Raw genomic sequence first — 19,387 nt, 5'->3', positions numbered from 1 at the left:
CCCTACCCGGAAGGGACCCCCGTGGGAATCCTGGACGCCCTGTTCGGCCGCACCAAGCCCGTCAAGCCCGACCTCGACCAGCTGTTCGGCCTGCCGTCCGCCGCGCTCACCCTGGAGGCCGGGGCGGGCTTCCTGCCCACCGGGCTCGGCTCGGTCTGCTTCGCCGCCGTCGAGGGCGGGGCCTTCGTCCAGGTGGAACAGCAGGTCCGGGCCCTGCTGGACGCCGACACCGAGCGCGGCGGCGTCCCGGTGGAGGCCTCCAAGGACGGCTACGGCTACTCCTGGCTGCTCGCCCGGCACACCCCCGAGGAGCTGCCGGAGCTGGTCAACGACCTGCACGCGGTCAACAGCGAGCTGGAGGCCAACGGCTTCGGCCCGCAGCTGCTCTGCTCGCTGGTCGGCTTCCGCAACGCGGAGGGGCAGTCGCTGGCCCTGGTCTACCTCTACAAGCGCGGCACCTTCTACCCGTTCGCCCCGATGCCGGGCGGCGGGGAGCGGCGCAACAGCCCGCTGGAGCTCCAGGTCAACGCGCTGCTGGGGAACGACCTGCGGCTGGAGAAGGACCTCAGCCGCTGGTTCCCGGTGTGGGGCGCGCCGGGCCTCTGACGGGCCGTCCGTAGACTCGCCCCCATGCGCAGCCACCAGTACGGACCCGACCTCACCCCGCCGTGGAAGAAGCAGCAGCCGGCGCCCGAGGTGCCGGCCGAGCGGGACCTGGTGGTCGAGGAGGCGGCCAGCGGCTTCTGCGGGGCGGTGGTGCGCTGCGAGAAGACGGCCGAGGGGTTCACCGTCACCCTGGAGGACCGCTTCGGCAAGCACCGGGTCTTCCCGCTGGTCCCGCGCGGCTTCCTGCTGGAGGGCCGGACCGTCACCCTGGTCCGCCCCGCCGCCCCTGCCGCGCCGCGCACCCCCGCCCGCACGGCCTCCGGCTCCCTCGCCGTCCCCGGCGCCCGGGCCCGGGTCGCCCGCGAGTCCCGGATCTACGTCGAGGGACGGCACGACGCCGAGCTGGTCGAGCGGGTCTGGGGCGACGACCTGCGGATCGAGGGCGTCGTCGTGGAGTACCTCCGGGGCATCGACGACCTCCCCGCGATCGTCGCCGACTTCGCCCCCGGCCCCGGCCGCCGCCTCGGCGTCCTGGTCGACCACCTGCTCCCGGGCACCAAGGAGCACCGGATCGCCGCCCAGGTCACCGGCGACTCGGTGCTGGTCGTCGGCCACCCCTACATCGACGTCTGGCAGGCCGTGAAGCCCTCCTCGGTCGGCATCCCCGCCTGGCCCGCCGTCCCCCGGGGCGAGGACTGGAAGGAGGGCACCTGCCGCCGCCTCGGCTGGCCGGTGGACACCCCGGCCGCCTGGAAGCGGATCCTGTCGACGGTGGACAGCTACAAGGACCTGGAGCCCGAACTCCTCGCCAAGGTCGAGGAGTTGATCGACTTCACGGCCCTGCCGGGTCAGGAGTAGGTCTGGAACTCCGAGGTGTCCAGAGTGAGCTCCAGCACGTCCAGCGGGATCGGCTCACCGAACTTCGCGGTCCGCTCAACCGCATAGTCCGGCTGGCCCGAGGTGGCCGCCCGGCCAGGTTCGGTGAGCAGCACACAAACGCCCTTGATCGGGTCGACGATCAGGTAGGCGGGAATCTGGCCCTCCGCATAGAGTTCCCGCTTGGTCTGGTAGTCGCGCAGGACGCTGGTCTTCGAGACCACCTCGACCACCAGGGTCACCGCGAGCGCGGGCAACAGCCGGCCGTGCTCCTCCACTGTTCCACGCTCGAACACGACCAGGTCCGGCTGTGGCTCGCTGGCGTCGCGAGGAAAGGCCACATCCTGGGTGGTCAGGGCATTCCACCGGGCGTACGGCGCCTGGTGCTGGATCGCCCGGATGATGAGGTTGTGGACCATGTCGGGCCCGGCCATCATCACGATTTCCCCCCTGATGAGTTCGGCCTTGAAGCCTTCAGGGACCTCCAGGTTCTCGAAGATCCCGGTCATCCGATCATCGATGGCGGTCATCGCACGCTCCCTCCGACGGCTGACACCACGTTAACGACTATCAGTCCACCAGGTCACGGACGACGCCGTCCGCCAGGAGGCGGCCCTGGAGGGTGAGGGCGGCGCGGCCCTGCCCGTACGGCTCCTCGGCGAGGAGGCCGTCGGCGAGGGCCTTGGCGGCGGCACGGCGGCCGGTGGCGGTCAGCAGGTCCAGCGGGATGCCGCGCTCCAGGCGCAGTTCGAGCAGGATGCGCTCGACCCGTCGGTCCTCCTCGCTCAGCACCTCGCGGCCCAGGGCCGGGGTGCGCCCCTCGGCGAGGGCCCGGGCGTAGGCGGCCGGGTGCTTGGCGTTCCACCAGCGGACGCCGCCGACGTGGCTGTGGGCGCCGGGGCCGGCACCCCACCAGTCCGCGCCGGTCCAGTAGAGCTCGTTGTGGCGGCAGCGGCCCTCGGGGGTGGTGGCCCAGTTGGAGACCTCGTACCAGGAGTAGCCGGCCGCGCCGAGCGCCTGCTCGGCGATGAGGTAGCGGTCGGCGTGCACGTCGTCGTCGATCATCGGGAGTTCGCCGCGCTTGACCCGGGCGGCCAGCTTGGTGCCGTCCTCGACGATCAGCGAGTACGCGGAGACGTGGTCGGGCCCGGCGCCGATCGCGGCGTCCAGGGAGGCCCGCCAGTCGTCGTCGGACTCGCCGGGGGTGCCGTAGATCAGGTCCAGGTTGACGTGCCCGAAGCCGGCCTCCCGGGCCTCGGCCACGCAGGCCTCCGGGCGGCCGGGGGTGTGGTGGCGGTCGAGCAGCCGCAGCACGTGCGGGCGGGCGCTCTGCATGCCGAAGGAGATCCGGTTGTAGCCGCCCTCGCGCAGTTCGGCCAGGTAGGCCGGGTCGACGGACTCCGGGTTGGCCTCGGTGGTGACCTCGGCGCCCGGGGCGAGCCCGAACTCCTCCCGCAGCGCGGCGAGCATCTTCACCAGGTCGCGGGCGGGCAGCAGGGTCGGGGTGCCGCCGCCGAGGAAGACCGTCTCCACCGGCAGGTCGACGTCCCCGAGCACCCTGCGGGCGTGCCGGATCTCGGCGACCACGTTGTCCGCGTAGGTCTCCTGCGAGGCGACCGCCCCGGAGGAGCGCAGCTCGGTGGCGGTGTAGGTGTTGAAGTCGCAGTAGCCGCAGCGGCTGGCGCAGTACGGCACGTGCAGGTAGAAACCGAACGGCCGCCGGCCCAGCCCGGTGAGGGCGTGCGCGGGCAGGGAACCGTCGGACGGCACCGGTTCGCCGTCGGGGAGTGCGGAGGGCATGACCCCATTGTCCCGTACGGCCCGCGAAGCCCGCGCGGACCGTACGGGAACCGGGCTCAGGCCTCGTTGGCGCCCGCGTACATCGCGGCCACCGCGTCCGCGTAGGTCCGCTCGACGACCGGGCGCTTGATCTTCAGGCTCGGGGTGAGCTCGCCGTGCTCGATGTCCAGGTCGCGCGGCAGCAGGTGGAACTTCTTGATCGTCTGCCAGCGCTGGAGGTCGGCGTTGACCCGCTTGACGAAGCCCTCGATCAGCTGCTGCACGGCCGGGTCGACGGCCAGTTCGGCGTAGCTGCGGCCGGCCAGGCCGCGCTCGGCGGCCCACGGCATCAGCACCGCCTCGTCCAGGCCGATCAGCGCGGTGCAGTAGTTGCGCCCGTTGCCGATCACCAGGATGTTGCTGACGAACGGGCAGACCGCCTTGAACTTGCCCTCGACCTCGCTGGGCGCCACGTACTTGCCGCCGGAGGTCTTGAAGAGGTCCTTCTTGCGGTCGGTGATCCGCAGGAAGCCGTCGGCGCTGAGCTCGCCGATGTCCTCGGTGTGGAACCAGCCGTCCGGCTCCAGCACCTCGGCGGTCTTCTCCGGCAGGTCGTGGTAGCCGCGCATCACGCCGGGGCCGCGCAGCAGGATCTCGCCGTCCTCGGCGATCCGCACCTCGGTGCCCGGCAGCGGGCGGCCGACCGTGCCGATCCGCACGTCCTCCTTGCGGTTGACGCAGGAGCCGGCGCTGGTCTCGCTCAGCCCGTAGCCCTCCAGGATCGGCACCCCGGCGCCGAGGAAGAAGTAGCCGATCTCCGGGGCGAGCGCGGCGCTGCCGGAGACCGCGCCGCGCAGCCGGCCGCCGAAGGCCGCCCGGATCTTCGCGTACACCAGCTTGTCGGCGACCGCGTGCTGCAGCCGCAGGCCCAGCGGGGCGCTCTCGACGCCGGTGGCGATCCGGCTCTCCTGGACCACCCGGGCGTGCTCGCGGGCGACCTTGGCGGCCCACAGGAAGATCTTGTACTTGGCGCCGCCCTCGGCCCGGGCCCGGCCCGCGATGCCGTTGTAGACCTTCTCGAAGATGCGCGGCGCGGAGGCCATCACGGTGGGCCGGATGGCCGGCAGGTTGTGGATGATCCGGTCGACCCGACCGTCCAGCGCCATCACGTGGCCGGTGGCGATCTGGCCGGAGATCAGGGTCTTGCCGAAGACGTGCGACAGCGGCAGCCACATGAACTGGACGTCGTCGGGGCCGAGCAGGCCGCTGGACTCCTGGGCCCTGCCCTCGTAGGCCCAGCAGTCGTGCACCAGGCGCACGCCCTTAGGGCGGCCGGTGGTGCCGGAGGTGTAGATGAGGGTGGCCAGCTGCTCCCGGTCGAGCGCGGCCACGGCCTTCTCGACCGCGTCCGGGTGCTGCTCCAGGTACTCGGTGCCGCGCCGCTCCAGCTCGGCCAGGGTGATCAGGTCCAGCCCGGCCGCCTCGGGAGCCTCGGCGGGCGCGTCGAAGAGGATCACGGTGCGCAGCTCGGGCAGCTCGTCGATGTGCTCGACGGCCTTGGCCAGCTGGGCCGCGTTCTCCGCGAACAGGGCCCGGGAGCCGGAGTTGGCGAGGATGAAGGCGGTCTCGTCCGCGTTGGTGCTCGGGTAGACCGTGGTGATCGCGGCACCCGCGCACATCGCGCCGAGGTCGGTGAGGACCCACTCGACCCGGGTGGAGGAGGCCAGCGCGACCCGGTCCTCCGGCCGGATGCCCAGCGCCATCAGGCCGGCGGCCACCGCTCTGACCCGGACCGCGGTCTGCGCCCAGGTCAGCGAGCGCCACTGCTCGGCGCCCGGTGCGCCGTCCGCGGCGTGCTCGTCGACCGAGACGGGGTAGCGGTAGGCCTCGACGTTCGGGGTGGCGGCGACGCGCTCCAGGAACAGGTGGGCGACGGAGGCCGGACGCCCGGCGACGATGTCGGCACTGCCGGAGTCGATCAGGGACTGCGCGGAACTCAACGAGACCTCCGGAGGCGGGTGGCCGTCTGAGGGATTGTCGCGGCGTCCGTGGGGGCGGGCACCGGGCGCCGGTCCACGCGGGCGGTGGGCGATACCGGTCAGTAACAAGGGCGCAGTCAGCAGCCTAGGGGGAAATCGGTCATTCCGTAAGGGGGAGGATCGAGCTGACACGCCCCCGCACCACCGGTGACCGGCCCGTCGGCCCGGTGACCTGCCCCGCAATGGCAAAGGCCCGGCAAACCTCCAGCGGACAGCCCCCGATTGGCCCGTACGACGCCGTGGAACCACGAGAATTGGGGTGCGAACCCGACCGGCGACGACAAGAGTGTGCTAGTGCTGATCAGACTGCTCCGGGCGTACCTGCGCCCCTACTCCCGACCGATCACCCTGCTGGTGGCCCTCCAGCTGGTGTCCACCCTCGCGGCGCTCTACCTGCCCACGCTCAACGCCGACATCATCGACCAGGGCGTGGTCAAGGGCGACACCGGCTACATCCTGCGCGTCGGCGCCGTGATGATCGGCGTCACCCTCGTCCAGGCGCTGTGCTCGATCGGCGCCGTCTACTACGGCGCCCGCACCGCCATGGCCTTCGGTCGCGACGTCCGGGCCGCCGTCTTCGACCGGGTGCAGAGCTTCTCCTCCCGCGAGGTCGGCCAGTTCGGCGCCCCCTCGCTGATCACCCGCACCACCAACGACGTCCAGCAGGTCCAGATGCTGGCCCTGATGAGCTTCACCCTGATGGTCGCCGCACCCATCATGTGCGTCGGCGGCATCATCATGGCGCTCAACCAGGACGTCCCGCTGTCCGGGCTGCTGCTCGCCGTCATCCCCGCCCTCGGCGTCGTCGTCACCCTGCTGGTCCGGGCGCTGCGCCCGAAGTTCCGCAGCATGCAGGTGCGGATCGACACCGTCAACCGGGTGCTGCGCGAGCAGATCACCGGCATCCGGGTCATCCGCGCCTTCGTCAAGGACGACCACGAGCAGAACCGGTTCGGCGAGGCCAACGAGGACCTCACCCAGGTCGCCCGGCAGGTCGGCCGGCTGATGTCCGTCATGTTCCCGGCCGTGATGCTGGTCGTGAACGTCTCCAGCGTCGCCGTGCTCTGGTTCGGCGCCCACCGGATCGACAGCGGCGCCATGCAGATCGGCGCGCTCACCGCCTTCCTCTCCTACCTGATGCAGATCCTGATGAGCGTCATGATGGCCACCTTCATGTTCATGATGGTGCCGCGCGCCGAGGTCTGCGCCGAACGCGTCCAAGAGGTCCTCGGCACCTCCTCCAGCGTCGTCCCGCCCAGCGCCCCGGTCACCGAACTGCTGCGCCGCGGCCACCTCGAACTGCGCGACGTCGACTTCCGCTACCCCGGCGCCGAGGCCTCGGTGCTGCGCGGCATCGACCTCACCGCCCGCCCCGGCGAGACCACCGCCATCATCGGCTCCACCGGCAGCGGCAAGTCCACCCTGCTCGGCCTCGTCCCCCGGCTCTTCGACGCCACCTCCGGACAGGTCCTGCTCGACGGCGTCGACGTGCGCGAACTCTCCGGCGACACGATCGCCGACAGCGTCGGCATCGTCCCGCAGAAGCCGTACCTGTTCACCGGCACCGTCGCCAGCAACCTCCGCTACGGCCGGCCCGACGCCACCGACGAGGAACTCTGGCACGCCCTGGAGATCGCCCAGGCCAAGGAGTTCGTCGAGAAGCTGGCCGAAGGCCTGGACGCCCCCATCGCCCAGGGCGGCAGCAACGTCTCCGGCGGCCAGCGCCAGCGCCTGGCCATCGCCCGGGCCCTGGTCCGGCGCCCCGACGTCTACCTCTTCGACGACTCCTTCTCGGCGCTCGACTACGCCACCGACGCCAGACTGCGCAAGGCCCTCGCCCGCGAGACCGCCGACGCCACCGTGCTGATCGTCGCCCAGCGGGTGTCCACCATCCGCGACGCCGACCGGATCATCGTCCTCGACGAGGGCGCCGTCGTCGGCTCCGGCACCCACCGCGAACTGATGGCCGACAACCCGACGTACCGGGAGATCGTGCTCTCCCAGCTCACCGAGCAGGAGGCGGCGTGACCACCCCAGGAAAGCCCGCCGGCAAGACCGCCGCCACCGCCGGACGGCCCGCCGACCAACCCGAGGACAAGCTCCCCAGCGACTCCCAGGCCGCCGCCGCCCGCCGCGGCCCGGCCGGACCGGGCCGCTTCATGGGCGGCCAGGGCACCGAGAAGTCCATGGACTTCAAGGGCTCCGGCAAGCGCGTGCTCGGCCTGCTGCGCCCCGAACGCAAACTGCTGCTCGGCGTCCTGGTGCTCGGCGTGCTCGGCATCGGCTGCGCCGTCACCGGCCCCAAGATCCTCGGCGACGCCACCGACCTGATCTTCGCCGGCGTCATCGGCGCCCGCTTCCAACCCGGCACCTCCAAGGCCGAGGTGATCGCCGGACTGCGCGCCCACGGCGACGGCGGCATCGCCGACCTGCTCTCCGCGGTCGACTTCACCCCCGGCCAGGGCATGGACTTCGGCGCCATCGGCGCCGTCCTGCTCTGGGTGCTCGGCATCTACCTCGCCTCCGCCCTCTTCGGCATCGTCCAGGGCCGCCTGGCCACCAAGGCCATCCAGTCCGCCGGCTACCGGCTGCGCCAGGACGTCGAGGCCAAACTCGCCCGACTGCCGCTCAGTTACTTCGACAAGCAGCCGCGCGGCGAGGTGCTCAGCCGGGTCACCAACGACATCGACAACATCGGCCAGTCGATGCAGCAGACCATGGGACAGATCGTCAACTCGCTGCTCACCGTGGTCGGTGTGCTCGGGTTCATGTTCTGGATCTCCCCGCTGCTCGCCGCGATCGCCCTGGTCTCGGTGCCGCTGTCGGTCGTCGTCGCCGCCCGGGTCGGCAAGAGGGCCCAGCCGCAGTTCGTCCAGCAGTGGAAGTCCACCGGCCAACTCAACGCCCACATCGAGGAGATGTACACCGGCCACACCCTGGTCAAGGCGTTCGGCCGGCAGCGCGAGTCCGCCGCGACCTTCCGCGAGCACAACGAGGCGCTGTTCCACGCCAGCTTCCGCGCCCAGTTCATCTCCGGGATCATCCAGCCCGCGATGATGCTGATCGGCAACCTGCAGTACGTGCTGGTCGCGGTCGTCGGCGGCCTGCGGGTGGCCAGCGGCGCGCTGTCCATCGGCGACGTCCAGGCCTTCATCCAGTACTCCCGGCAGTTCAGCCAGCCGCTCACCCAGGTCGCCAGCATGGCCAACCTGGTGCAGTCCGGGGTCGCCTCCGCCGAGCGCGTCTTCGAACTGCTCGACGCCCCCGAGCAGAGCCCCGAACCAGCCATGCCCGAGAAGCCGGACACCGTCCGGGGCCGGGTCGCCTTCCAGGACGTGGCCTTCCGCTACGACCCCGAGAAGCCGCTCATCGACGACCTCTCGCTCAAGGTCGAACCCGGCCAGACCGTCGCCATCGTCGGCCCCACCGGCGCCGGCAAGACCACCCTGGTCAACCTGCTGATGCGGTTCTACGAGGTCAGCTCCGGCCGGATCACCCTCGACGGCATCGACATCGCCGCGATGTCCCGCGAGGACCTGCGCTCCGGCATCGGCATGGTCCTCCAGGACACCTGGCTGTTCGGCGGCACCATCGCCGACAACATCGCCTACGGCGCCGGATCGGCCACCCGCGAGCAGGTGATCGAGGCCGCCAGGGCCGCCCACGTCGACCGCTTCGTGCGCACCCTCCCGGACGGCTACGACACCGTCATCGACGACGAGGGCACCGGCGTCAGCGCCGGCGAGAAGCAGCTGATCACCATCGCCCGGGCCTTCCTCGCCCAGCCGTCCATCCTGGTCCTGGACGAGGCCACCAGCTCGGTCGACACCCGCACCGAGGTGCTCATCCAGCGGGCCATGGCCCGGCTGCGCACCGGCCGCACCAGCTTCGTCATCGCCCACCGCCTCTCCACCATCCGCGACGCCGACGTCATCCTGGTGATGGAGAACGGCTCCATCGTGGAACAGGGCTCGCACGACGACCTGATCGCCGCCGACGGCGCCTACGCCCGGCTCTACCAGGCGCAGTTCGCGGAGGCCGTGGCCGAGGTGGACTGAGCCGTCGCGGGCTCCCGCTGCGAGTGTCGCGGTGGGAGCCGCCGCGGGAGCCGGCATCCGAGGAGCCGGGACGGGACCCACCCGTCCCGGCTCTTCGCATCCCCGGCACCCTTCGCTACGGTGACTCCCGTGACCGCCGAGCCCGCCGCCGCCCCCGACCAGGCCCCGGACGCCTTCGAGGCGAACCGCCGCTACCTCGGCTCGGTCGCCTACCGGCTGCTCGGCTCCTTCACCGACGCCGAGGACGTCCTCCAGGACGCCTGGCTGCGCTGGCGGTCCGCCGACCGCGACACCGTCGACGACCCCCGGGCCTTCCTGACCACCGTGGTCACCCGGCTCTGCTACGACCAGCTGGGCTCCGCCCGGGCCCGCCGCGAGGCCTACTACGGCGAATGGCTGCCCGAGCCCTCCGTCTCCTACGCGGACGGCCCCGACTCCCCCGCCGACCTGGCCGAACGCGGCGAGTCCGTCTCGCTCGCCCTGCTCGCCGTGCTGGAGCAGCTCACCCCCGCCGAACGGGCCGCCCTGGTGCTGCACGACGTCTTCGCGGTCGGCTTCGAGTCCATCGCCACCGCCCTGGACCGCACCCCCGACGCCACCCGCCAGCTCGCCTCCCGGGCCCGCCGCCGGATCAAGGACGGCGGCCGGCACACCGGCGGCGCCGACCCGGCCGAGCACCGCCGGGCCGTCGCCGCCTTCGCCTCCGCCAGCACCCGGGGCGACATCCTGGGCCTGATGGAGGTCCTCGACCCCGACGTGGTCTGGCACGCCGACGGCGGCGGCATCGTCCGCGCCTCCGCCCGCCCGGTGCGCGGCGCCGAGAAGGTCGCCCGGCTGGTGGCCGGCCTGGTCGGCAAGTGGTTCACCCCCGCGTACGGGCTCGGCACCGCGACGGTCAACGGCGAACCCGGCCTGGTCTGGTACGAGAAGGCCACCGGCACCGTCACCGGCGTGGTCGCCTTCGCCCTGGCCGACGGGCGGATCACCGAGGCCTACGTCGTCGCCAACCCCGAGAAGCTCACCCGGATCACACCCGTGGAACTGTGACGCAGGACACCGTCACACCCCGGCCGGCCACGTCGTCCCCCTCCCGAACAGCGCTCCACCGGAGCGCCCCGCAGGGAGGCGGACGAGATGAGCAGCAGCACCACCAGCACCGGCCGGCGGATCGTCGTCCTGGGCGCCGGATACGCCGGACTCAGCGCGGCCAAGGGCGCCGCACGGCACCGCGACGTCACCCTGGTCGCCCCCGAGGAGCGGCTCCTGCACCGCGTCCGCCAGCACGAGGCGGCGGCCGGCCGCGGCCGCGACTGGCCCGCCCTCGGCGACCTCGTCCGCGGCCGCCGGATCGAACACCACCGCGCCCGCGCCGTCGAACTCGACCCGGCCGGGCACAAGGTCCTGCTGGACGACGGCACCGCCCTCGGCTACGACACCCTGGTCCACGCCCTCGGCAGCCGCACCGCCTGGCACGGCGTCCCCGGCGCCGCCGAGCACGCCCACCCGGTGGAGCGGGCCGCCGAGGTGCGGCGGCTGATCGCCGGAGCCGACCGCCCCGGCACCCTGGCCGTCGTCGGCGGCGGCGCCACCGGCATCGAACTGGCCACCGAACTCGCCGAGGCCCACCCCCGGTGGAAGGTCCGGATCGTCGCCGCCGGACAGGTCGGCGGCTGGCTCTCCCCGCGCGGCCGGGCCCACGTCCTACGGGTCATGGACCGGCTCGGCGTCACCGTCCACGAGCAGGCCGCCGTCACCGAGGTCACCGCCGACGGGCTGCGCACCGCCGCCGGACCGCTCGACGCCGACCTCACCGTGTGGGCCGCCTCGATGGAACCGCACCCGCTGGCCGCCGAGGCCGGACTGGCCGTCGACGCCCGCGGCCGGGCCCTGGTCGACGACCGCCTGCGCTCGCTCTCGCACCCGGACGTCCACGTGGTCGGCGACGCCGCCGCCGTCACCGTCCCCGGCGTCGGCACCCTGCGGATGGGCTGCGCCACCGCGCTGCCGCAGGGCCGGTACCTCGGCCGGCTGCTGGACGGACGCACCGGGGCGCCGTTCTCGTTCCGGTACACGGTGCAGTGCCTCAGCCTCGGGCGGCGGGACGGGCTGCTCCAACTCGTGGGCCCGGACGACTCGATGAGGCCCACCGTGGTCACCGGCACGGCGGCACGGCTGGCCAAGGCCGGGATCGTCGCCGGCGTCCTCGCCGCGCTGAAGTAACCGCCGGGGGCCGCCCTCGGCTCCTCGGTTCCCCGGCTCTTCGGCTCTTCGGTGCTTCGGCGCTCGGGTGCTGCGGAACGCGGAAGGGGGCCGGCCAACGCCCGGGCCCATCCCGTCGCGCCGCGCGCGGCTACATATTGTGCTTAGGCCCCAGCGCGGCGGGGGTCACCGCCGCGAAGAAGGCCTCCTGCGGGACCTCCACGCTGCCGACCATCTTCATCCGCTTCTTGCCTTCCTTCTGCTTCTCCAGCAGCTTCCGCTTGCGGGAGATGTCACCGCCGTAGCACTTGGCGAGGACGTCCTTGCGGATCGCGCGGACCGTCTCACGGGCGATCACCCGGGAGCCGATGGCGGCCTGGATCGGCACCTCGAACTGCTGGCGCGGGATCAGCTTCTGGAGCTTGCCGGCCATCATCACGCCGTAGCTGTAGGCCTTGTCCTTGTGCACGATCGCGGAGAAGGCGTCCACCGGGTCGCCGTGCAGCAGGATGTCGACCTTCACCAGCTGGGCGGTCTGCTCGCCGATGGGCTCGTAGTCGAGCGAGGCGTAGCCGCGGGTCTTGGACTTCAGCTGGTCGAAGAAGTCGAAGACGATCTCGGCGAGCGGCAGCGTGTAGCGCAGCTCGACCCGGTCCTCGGACAGGTAGTCCATGCCCTGGAGGCTGCCGCGGCGGGACTGGCAGAGCTCCATGATCGCGCCGACGAACTCGTTGGGCGCGAGGACGGTGCCGCGCACCACCGGCTCGTAGACCTCGGAGATCTTGCCGGACGGGAACTCGCTCGGGTTGGTGACGGTGTGCTCGGTGCCGTCCTCCATGACCACCCGGTAGACCACGTTCGGGGCGGTGGAGATCAGGTCGAGGTTGAACTCGCGCTCCAGGCGCTCCCGGATGATCTCCAGGTGCAGCAGGCCCAGGAAGCCGCAGCGGTAGCCGAAGCCGAGCGCGACCGAGGTCTCCGGCTCGTACACCAGGGCGGCGTCGTTGAGGCGCAGCTTGTCCAGCGCGTCGCGCAGCAGCGGGTAGTCCGAGCCGTCCAGCGGGTACAGACCGGAGAACACCATCGGGCGCGGGTCCTTGTAGCCGCCCAGCGGCTCGGTGGCGCCCTTGTGCATCGAGGTGATGGTGTCACCGACCTTGGACTGCCGGACGTCCTTCACACCGGTGATGATGTAGCCCACCTCGCCGACGCCGAGGCCGTCGGCGACCTTCGGCTCGGGCGAGATGACGCCGATCTCCAGCAGCTCGTGGGTCGCGCCGGTGGACATCATCTGGATCCGCTCGCGCTTGGTGAGCTGGCCGTCCACCACACGGACGTAGGTGACCACGCCGCGGTAGGAGTCGTACACCGAGTCGAAGATCATCGCGCGGGCCGGGGCGTCCTTGACGCCGACCGGGGCCGGGATGGTGTTGACGATGTGGTCCAGCAGGTCCTCGACGCCGAGGCCGGTCTTGGCGCTGACCTGCAGCACGTCGCTCGGGTCGCAGCCGATGATGTGGGCGATCTCCGCGGCGTACTTCTCCGGCTGGGCGGCCGGCAGGTCGATCTTGTTGAGGACCGGGACGATCGTGAGGTCGTTCTCCAGCGCCAGGTACAGGTTGGCGAGGGTCTGCGCCTCGATGCCCTGGGCCGCGTCGACCACCAGGATGGTGCCCTCGCAGGCCGCGAGGGAGCGGGACACCTCGTACGTGAAGTCCACGTGGCCCGGGGTGTCGATCATGTTGAGGATGTGCGTCGTCCCGGCGTCCGGCCCGGTCTTCGGGGCCCACGGGAGGCGGACCGCCTGCGACTTGATGGTGATGCCGCGCTCGCGCTCGATGTCCATCCGGTCGAGGTACTGGGCGCGCATCTGCCGGGGATCGACCACGCCGGTGATCTGCAGCATCCGGTCTGCGAGCGTCGACTTGCCGTGGTCGATGTGGGCGATGATGCAGAAGTTGCGGATCAGCGCCGGGTCGGTACGGCTGGGCTCTGGCACATTGCTGGGGGTCGCGGGCACCTTGGTCCGATTCTCCGTTGGTCCGGGGCCGGGGCGGTCCGGATCATCGCTGACCGGCTATCCCGGGGACCGGACGGTCTCGTCCGATCGAAATAGTTCCTCCCATCCTCCCACGACCGCGGCTCGGGATGCCGTTCGGGCACCTCGGAGCCTTCCGCGGGCCGCTCCCGGGGCCACGGGACGGCCCGGGAACGGCCGCCCGGGACGGCGGCCGGTTTGGGGCCGACGGCGGGCCCCTGGTAGCGTGGGCTGCTGCACCTGGCCTCGGCATGCCCTCTCAGCTGGTCCGACGGCCTCCGAGTGCAACCCTCCCCAGCCTTCGGCCGGGGAACACCCGTGAACCTTTAGACAAGACTGAGGCTCCTTCGTGGCGAACATCAAGTCCCAGATCAAGCGCAACAAGACCAACGAGAAGGCGCGCCTGCGCAACAAGGCCGTCAAGTCCTCGCTGAAGACCGCCCTGCGCAAGGCCCGTGAGGCCGCTGCCGCCGGCGAGACCGAGAAGGCCGTCGTGCTGGCCCGTGCCGCCTCCAAGGCGCTCGACAAGGCCGTGAGCAAGGGCGTCATCCACGCCAACCAGGCCGCCAACAAGAAGTCGGCCATCACCAAGCGCGTCAACACCGCCGCCCAGGCCTGACGCCTCCGGGGGCGCCAGCCCCCACCGCCTCGGAGCGAGCCGGCCCTCTACCCGGAACCCCGAGGCGTGCGATATTCGCACCGCACGCGGCCTGCGTTCGCCACGCGGGTGCGGTGCACACCAGCTGTACGACAGGCGCCGCAGCCGGCCTCTTCCCCGAGGCCGACTGCGGCGCCTGTCGCGTTGTGCGGCCCGGCCGCTATCGTCGGTCCGGCGTGACCGGGGTGCGGGGAGCGCCCCGGCGTCCGTTCCGAGGGGGAACCTCCATGTCGACGCCACCGCCGCCGCCACCACCGGGCCGGTCCCCGGCACCCGGGCCGGGATACGGGTTCCCGCAGCGGACACCCGGGGCGGCGCCGCCGGGGGCGGGCGGCTACGGTCCCCCGCCCGGGGCGCCGGCCCGGACGGCGGCCGCCGCCGACCGCCCGGGAGGGAACCTGCGGCGCAACGCCGTCTGGGCCTTCGCCGGCGCCCTGCTCGCCTCGGCCGGCTGGGCCGCCGCCGTCCTGGTCGTCCCGGACCTGGTCAGCACCGACTCGTCACCGCGCAGCCTCGGCGGCTACCACCTCTCGGACGACTTCTGCGCCACCGCGAAGCCGTCCCGGCTGCTGGAGACGTACACCGTCACCACGGACGGCAACTCGCCGTCCCACCACACCGACCGGAACCCGGCGCTGGACAGCATGAACTGCTCGATGTCGCTCAAGCGGGCCGGCGGCGGCACCTCCGGCGAGTACGCCTCCGTGTACATCCGCGCCGACCTGCACAAGGCGGTCAACCCGGCGCCCGAGCTCCGGGCCAACCGGGAGCTCTACCGGGGCCGGGGCTACCAGGTCACCGACGTCCCAGGGATCGGCGAGGAGGCGTACTTCCTCTACAAGGACGACGGCTCGCCCACGTACCACAGCCGGTACGCGGAGCTGGACGTCCGCGACGGCGGGATGACCTACTACCTCACGTACAACGCCGGTTACAGCCAGGGCAAGGACACCCCGCCGTCCATGGACGACCTGCGCACCGCCCTGCGGACGGACGCCGACAACGCGGTACGGGCGATGCGCAGGTAGCCCGGGCCGCTCCCGGCTCCGGAGGGTGACCGCGGAGGGCCGGGAACGGTCACCGCAGCTCCGGAGCGGTCACCGCAGCTCCGGAACGGCCGGCGCGGCTCCGGAACGGCCGGGACGAGGGCCGGAGCGGTCAGTACGAGGGCCGGGAGCCGGCCCGGGCCGCCTGGGCGACGGCGACCACCGCGCGCTCCAGGGCGAAGGCCGGGTCGGCCGAGCCGCCCTTGACCTCGGCGTCGGCCCGGGCGACCGCGGTCAGCGCGGTGGCCACCGCGTCGCCCGTCCAGCCGCGCATCTGCTGGCGGACCCGGTCCACCTTCCACGGCGGCATGCCCAACTCGCGGGCCAGATCGGCCGGACGCATGTTCCGGCCGACCGTCGCCAGCCGCCCGATGCTGCGCACGCCGGAGGCCAGCGCATAGGTGATGCCGGTCGGCGGCTGGCCCACGGCCAGCGCCCACCGCAGCCGCTCCAGCGCCTCCGCCGCCCGGCCGGTGACCGCCAGGTCGGCCACCTCGAACCCGGTCGCCTCGGCCCGGCCGCTGTAGTAACGGGCCACCACCGTCTCGTCGATCGTGCCCTCGACGTCCGAGGTCAACTGGCTGCACGCGGCCGCCAGTTCGCGCAGGTCACTGCCGAGCGCGTCGAGCAGCGCCTGGCAGGCCTCCGGGGTCGCGGAGCGGCCCAGCGTGCGGAACTCGCCCTTGACGAAGGCCAGTCGCTCGCTCGCCTTGGCGAGCTTGGCGCAGGCCACCTCACGCCCGCCCGCCTTGCGCCCGGCGTCCAGCAGGCCCTTGCCCTTGGCCCCGCCGGCGTGCACCAGCACCATGATCACTTCCTCGGCGGGCGCCTCGATGTACGCCTTGACCTCCTTCACCGAGTCGGCGGAGAGGTCCTGCGCGGCCCGGACCACGATCACCTTGCGCTCGGCGAACAGCGAGGGCGTGGTCAGCTCGGCCAGGCTGCCGGGCTGCAGGCCACCGGGCGGGAGGTCCCGCACGTCGGTGTCCGGATCCGCCGCCTTCGCCGCGGCCACCACCTGGGCGACCGCGCGGTCCAGCAGCAGCTCCTCCTGGCCGACCGCGAGGGTCAGCGGGGCGAGCAGGTCGTCGGGTGCACTCTTCCTGGCCATCGCCTACCAGCATCCCACGCGCCGCGGACACTCCCGCCCGGACGGCCGGACGGCCGGGCGGCCGGGGTACCGACGGTCCCGGGCGGCCGGGACGGTCGGTACCCCGGGCGGACCCGACCGCATTGCCGGACCACCGTGCCCGACCTGGAGAATGTCCCGGTGACCGAGAACCGCACCCCCGACCTCCCGCAGGTCGACGACCCGTTCGTCCGCCAGCTGCTCGTCCTGCCCGACCGCGACACCGCCGACGAGGCCGCCGAGGAACTCTCCGCCGCCCACCCCGACCTCGGCGAGCTGGAGATCGTCCGCGACGCGCTGGCCGGCGAGGACGACGCCGAGGACGCCCAGTGGCTGGTCGTCCTCGACCCCCCGTCCACCGGCTGGACCCCCGCCCTGCTGCACGCCCTCGACACCCTCGCCGGCTCCTACGAGGGCTGGCGCGAGGAGGCCTGAGCGCCACCCGCCGGCCGGCGGCGCCCGCTCAGCTCGGCAGCACCCAGTCCGGCCGCCAGGTGCCGGCCGCGTCCAAGACCGGCCGGGCGGCTGCCAGGTGGGCGCGCAGGACGGGCAGCGCCGGGTGCGGATTGTCGCGGTGCCACAGCAGCGAGTGCGGGTAGACCGGCGTCGGGTCGGTCACCGGGACGCGGCGCAGGCCGTGACCGGCCGGCCAGACCAGCCGGGTGTGCTCGCTCATGAGGGTGGCCAGGGCCGGGGTGTCGGCGACGGTGTCCAGGAGCGCGTCCGAGCCGAAGTTGGGACCGGTCGCCTCGATGGTGAGGCCGAACCCGGCCACCAGGTCGTCGTAGTAGGCGGCCCACTCGGTGCCGGGGGCGATCCCCGGCATCCAGATCCGGTGCCCGGCGAGCTGGGCCATGGTCACCGAGCGGGCCTCCGCCAGCGCGTGGCCCGGCCCGACGAGGAGCTGCAACGGCTCGTCCAGCACCCGGACGGAGCCGATGCCCTCCGGCAGCGGCCGACCGGGCGCGGCCACGGCCCGGAAGGACGCGTCGATCGCGCCCGAGCGGAGCGCGCCCACGGCCGCCTCGACGTCGAACAGCATCACCACGTCGAGCTCGATCCCGGGATTCGTGCGGTGGAACTCGCGCAACAGCCCCGACGGCGCCACCCGCGAGGCGATCACGTCCACCCGCAGCGGCCGGCGCCCGGTGCGCACCGAGTCCACCGCGCGCTCGGCGGCCCGCAGCAGCTCACCGGCGTGCGGCAGGAACGCCTGCCCGTCGATGGTCAGCTCGGCGCCGCGCGGGGTGCGGGTGAACAGCCGGACACCGAGGTCCCGCTCCAGCCCGGCGATGCGCTTGGAGACGGCCTGCTGGGTGATCGCCAGGTCCGCGGCGGCCTTCTGGAACTGGCCGGCTTCCGCGACGGCGGCGAAGGTGCGTACGGCTTCGAGGTCCATGCCGACCCACCCTAGGGAACAACCAGCGGTTGTGCGACGAGCGCCGACCGGTTGTTTGACCTGCCACTACGGCGCCCGGTTAGCTCTCCCCGGTCAACGTCGGATTGTGCGGGTGGGACACCGAAGGAGCGCGCCGGAGCATGGTGAGCGGAGTGGCCCGGCCCCGGCTGGGGCGGCGGTTCGGCTGGCTGTGGGCGGCCTACGCGGTGAGCGCGTACGGCTCCGGACTGGGGTTCGGGGCGCTGCCGCTACTGGCCGTCCTGGTGCTGCACGCCGGACCCGCCGAAGTGTCCGCACTGTCCGCGGTCGGCCCCGCGGTGGGGGCGCTGATCGCGGTGCCGCTCGCGCCCTGGGTGGAGTTCCGGCGCAAACGCCCGGTGATGATCGCGATGGACCTGGCCCGGTTCGCGGCGATGGCGACCATCCCGCTCGGGTACGCCCTCGGACTGCTCGGCTTCGTCCAGCTGCTGCTGGTCTCCGCCGTGGTCGCCGCCGCCAAGATCGCGTTCAACGCGGCCGGCGGCGCCCACCTCAAGGCCCTCGTCCGGCCGGAGGACCTGCTGGTGGCCAACGCCCGCTTCGAATCCACGAACTGGAGCTCCATCGCGATCGGGCCACCGCTCGGCGGCGCCGCCATCGCGCTGTTCGGTCCGGTCACCACCGTCGTCGCCGACGCGCTCAGCTACCTGCTCTCCGCGCTCGGCATCACGGCGATCCGCGGCCGGGAGGAGGCCCCGCAACGGCCGACCGACGGGAACCCGGTACGGGCCGGCGCGCTGCTCGACGGCTGGCGGCACATCCTCGGCGACCCGGGCCTGCGGGCGCTCTACCTCAACAACCTGCTCGTCGGCGGACTGATCATGGCCACCGAACCGGTCCTGGCCGTCCTCCTGCTGCGCCAACTCCACTTCCCGCCCTGGCAGTACGGCCTCGCCTTCGCCGCCCCCTGCCTCGGCGGGCTGATCGGCTCCCGGCTGGCCCGGCGGGTCGTGGCCCGCCACGGCCGGGACCGGGTGTTCCGGACCGTCGGCACGCTGCGCGCCGTCTGGCTGATCGGCCTGGCCTTCGTCCGCCCTGGGGTGGTCGGGCTGGTCACGGTGATGGCCGTCGAACTGGCGATCATCGTCAACATGAGCCTGTACAACCCGGTGCTCGCCACCTACCGGCTCGAACGCACGCCCAAGCACCTGGTCGCCCGCACCCTGTCGGCCTGGTCCATCGGGCAACAGGCGTCCATCGCCGTCTGCACCGCGCTCGGCGGACTGCTCGCCGACGCCACCGGCCCGCGCACCGCGCTGACGGTCGCGGGGCTGCTCATCCTGGCCACCCCGCTCCTGCTCCCGCGCCGCGTACCTGCCCCGCAGGAGCCGGAGGCCACCGCCACGTGAGGGCGGCGGCCTCGAACGGGCCGGAGGGCGCCATGCGCACGCTCCTGCGGCGCGCCGCCCCGGGGCCCGCCGCGTCGGGAGGGCCGTCCCGACCGGCCTCCCATTGACCGCCTCCCGGTTGGTCGAGGGTGGCCTCGAGGCCGAGCGGCGGCCCGGGCGCCCGGGCCGCGGC

General features: G+C 72.7%; 16 protein-coding genes. 10 read left to right on the top strand and 6 right to left on the bottom strand.

Features of this window, described 5'->3' with window-relative positions:
* Positions 1–21 precede the first annotated feature (21 nt).
* Positions 22–606: a hypothetical protein gene (locus AB0O91_RS30590; protein WP_363439855.1), complete on the top strand. Its 585-nt coding sequence runs from the start codon at positions 22–24 to the stop codon at positions 604–606.
* Positions 607–630: 24 nt separating this feature from the next.
* Entirely contained in the window at positions 631–1,464 is an 834-nt protein-coding gene (locus AB0O91_RS30585; protein ID WP_363439852.1) for a DUF3097 domain-containing protein, read from the top strand.
* On the opposite strand, the gene AB0O91_RS30580 is transcribed toward AB0O91_RS30585, so the two are convergent.
* From AB0O91_RS30580 to AB0O91_RS30570, 3 genes are read right to left on the bottom strand one after another with little or no spacing between them, the layout of a single operon-like run.
* Positions 1,455–2,012: a Uma2 family endonuclease gene (locus tag AB0O91_RS30580; RefSeq protein ID WP_363439849.1), complete on the bottom strand. Its 558-nt coding sequence runs from the start codon at positions 2,010–2,012 to the stop codon at positions 1,455–1,457. The genes AB0O91_RS30585 and AB0O91_RS30580 overlap by 10 nt on opposite strands.
* A gap of 40 nt (positions 2,013–2,052) precedes the next feature.
* A complete protein-coding gene (hemW, locus tag AB0O91_RS30575; RefSeq protein ID WP_363439846.1) occupies positions 2,053–3,282 on the bottom strand; it encodes a radical SAM family heme chaperone HemW in 1,230 nt (409 codons plus the stop codon).
* 56 nt (positions 3,283–3,338) lie between these two features.
* Positions 3,339–5,261: a long-chain fatty acid--CoA ligase gene (locus tag AB0O91_RS30570; protein WP_363439843.1), complete on the bottom strand. Its 1,923-nt coding sequence runs from the start codon at positions 5,259–5,261 to the stop codon at positions 3,339–3,341.
* 333 nt (positions 5,262–5,594) lie between these two features.
* Here AB0O91_RS30570 and AB0O91_RS30565 point away from each other — a divergent pair, with 333 nt between their 5' ends.
* The 4 genes from AB0O91_RS30565 to AB0O91_RS30550 all read left to right on the top strand — a co-directional run bounded on the left by AB0O91_RS30565 (position 5,595) and on the right by AB0O91_RS30550 (position 11,578).
* The gene (locus AB0O91_RS30565) at positions 5,595–7,328 is read left to right on the top strand and encodes an ABC transporter ATP-binding protein (RefSeq protein ID WP_363439840.1); all 1,734 of its coding nucleotides are present in this window, start codon (positions 5,595–5,597) and stop codon (positions 7,326–7,328) included.
* A 131-nt stretch (positions 7,329–7,459) separates the two neighbouring features.
* The gene (locus AB0O91_RS30560) at positions 7,460–9,358 is read left to right on the top strand and encodes an ABC transporter ATP-binding protein (RefSeq protein ID WP_363440002.1); all 1,899 of its coding nucleotides are present in this window, start codon (positions 7,460–7,462) and stop codon (positions 9,356–9,358) included.
* 129 nt (positions 9,359–9,487) lie between these two features.
* Entirely contained in the window at positions 9,488–10,405 is a 918-nt protein-coding gene (gene sigJ / locus AB0O91_RS30555; RefSeq protein ID WP_363439838.1) for an RNA polymerase sigma factor SigJ, read from the top strand.
* Between the two features lie 87 nt (positions 10,406–10,492).
* The gene (locus tag AB0O91_RS30550; RefSeq protein ID WP_363439835.1) at positions 10,493–11,578 is read left to right on the top strand and encodes an FAD-dependent oxidoreductase; all 1,086 of its coding nucleotides are present in this window, start codon (positions 10,493–10,495) and stop codon (positions 11,576–11,578) included.
* A 130-nt stretch (positions 11,579–11,708) separates the two neighbouring features.
* Here the strand turns inward: AB0O91_RS30550 and lepA are convergent, their stop codons facing one another.
* Positions 11,709–13,577, bottom strand: coding sequence for a translation elongation factor 4 (gene lepA / locus AB0O91_RS30545; RefSeq protein WP_363439832.1), 1,869 nt, complete (start codon positions 13,575–13,577; stop codon positions 11,709–11,711).
* Between the two features lie 367 nt (positions 13,578–13,944).
* Between lepA and rpsT the strand changes: the two genes are divergently transcribed.
* Entirely contained in the window at positions 13,945–14,214 is a 270-nt protein-coding gene (gene rpsT / locus AB0O91_RS30540) for a 30S ribosomal protein S20 (RefSeq protein ID WP_329931122.1), read from the top strand.
* Between the two features lie 266 nt (positions 14,215–14,480).
* Complete coding sequence (locus tag AB0O91_RS30535; RefSeq protein WP_363439829.1) at positions 14,481–15,281, top strand: hypothetical protein; 801 nt, start codon at positions 14,481–14,483, stop codon at positions 15,279–15,281.
* Between the two features lie 130 nt (positions 15,282–15,411).
* Here AB0O91_RS30535 and holA read toward each other — a convergent pair whose 3' ends face one another.
* The gene (holA, locus tag AB0O91_RS30530; RefSeq protein WP_363439826.1) at positions 15,412–16,410 is read right to left on the bottom strand and encodes a DNA polymerase III subunit delta; all 999 of its coding nucleotides are present in this window, start codon (positions 16,408–16,410) and stop codon (positions 15,412–15,414) included.
* 159 nt (positions 16,411–16,569) lie between these two features.
* Between holA and AB0O91_RS30525 the strand changes: the two genes are divergently transcribed.
* The gene (locus AB0O91_RS30525) at positions 16,570–16,863 is read left to right on the top strand and encodes a hypothetical protein (RefSeq protein ID WP_363439823.1); all 294 of its coding nucleotides are present in this window, start codon (positions 16,570–16,572) and stop codon (positions 16,861–16,863) included.
* Between the two features lie 28 nt (positions 16,864–16,891).
* On the opposite strand, the gene AB0O91_RS30520 is transcribed toward AB0O91_RS30525, so the two are convergent.
* Positions 16,892–17,827 (bottom strand): LysR family transcriptional regulator, encoded by a 936-nt coding sequence (locus tag AB0O91_RS30520; protein ID WP_363439820.1) that lies wholly within the window; start codon positions 17,825–17,827, stop codon positions 16,892–16,894.
* 140 nt (positions 17,828–17,967) lie between these two features.
* On the opposite strand from AB0O91_RS30520, the gene AB0O91_RS30515 reads away from it, so the two are divergent.
* Complete coding sequence (locus tag AB0O91_RS30515; protein WP_363439818.1) at positions 17,968–19,215, top strand: MFS transporter; 1,248 nt, start codon at positions 17,968–17,970, stop codon at positions 19,213–19,215.
* Positions 19,216–19,387: the final 172 nt, after the last annotated feature.

The organism is Kitasatospora sp. NPDC089797 (genome assembly GCF_040684795.1).
Classification (GTDB): domain Bacteria; phylum Actinomycetota; class Actinomycetes; order Streptomycetales; family Streptomycetaceae; genus Kitasatospora.
Note: the sequence above shows the minus strand (reverse complement) of the source record. Positions and strands in the feature narration are given on the sequence as shown.

Excerpts from the sequence above, each read along its gene's own strand:
- AB0O91_RS30585 (WP_363439852.1), top strand. The coding sequence starts at position 631 with ATGCGCAGCCACCAGTACGGACCCGACCTCACCCCGCCGTGGAAGAAG.
- AB0O91_RS30535 (WP_363439829.1), top strand. The coding sequence starts at position 14,481 with ATGTCGACGCCACCGCCGCCGCCACCACCGGGCCGGTCCCCGGCACCC.
- hemW (WP_363439846.1), bottom strand. The coding sequence starts at position 3,282 with ATGCCCTCCGCACTCCCCGACGGCGAACCGGTGCCGTCCGACGGTTCC.
- AB0O91_RS30520 (WP_363439820.1), bottom strand. The coding sequence starts at position 17,827 with ATGGACCTCGAAGCCGTACGCACCTTCGCCGCCGTCGCGGAAGCCGGC.
- AB0O91_RS30580 (WP_363439849.1), bottom strand. The coding sequence starts at position 2,012 with ATGACCGCCATCGATGATCGGATGACCGGGATCTTCGAGAACCTGGAG.
- AB0O91_RS30515 (WP_363439818.1), top strand. The coding sequence starts at position 17,968 with ATGGTGAGCGGAGTGGCCCGGCCCCGGCTGGGGCGGCGGTTCGGCTGG.
- AB0O91_RS30550 (WP_363439835.1), top strand. The coding sequence starts at position 10,493 with ATGAGCAGCAGCACCACCAGCACCGGCCGGCGGATCGTCGTCCTGGGC.
- holA (WP_363439826.1), bottom strand. The coding sequence starts at position 16,410 with ATGGCCAGGAAGAGTGCACCCGACGACCTGCTCGCCCCGCTGACCCTC.
- AB0O91_RS30560 (WP_363440002.1), top strand. The coding sequence starts at position 7,460 with ATGGGCGGCCAGGGCACCGAGAAGTCCATGGACTTCAAGGGCTCCGGC.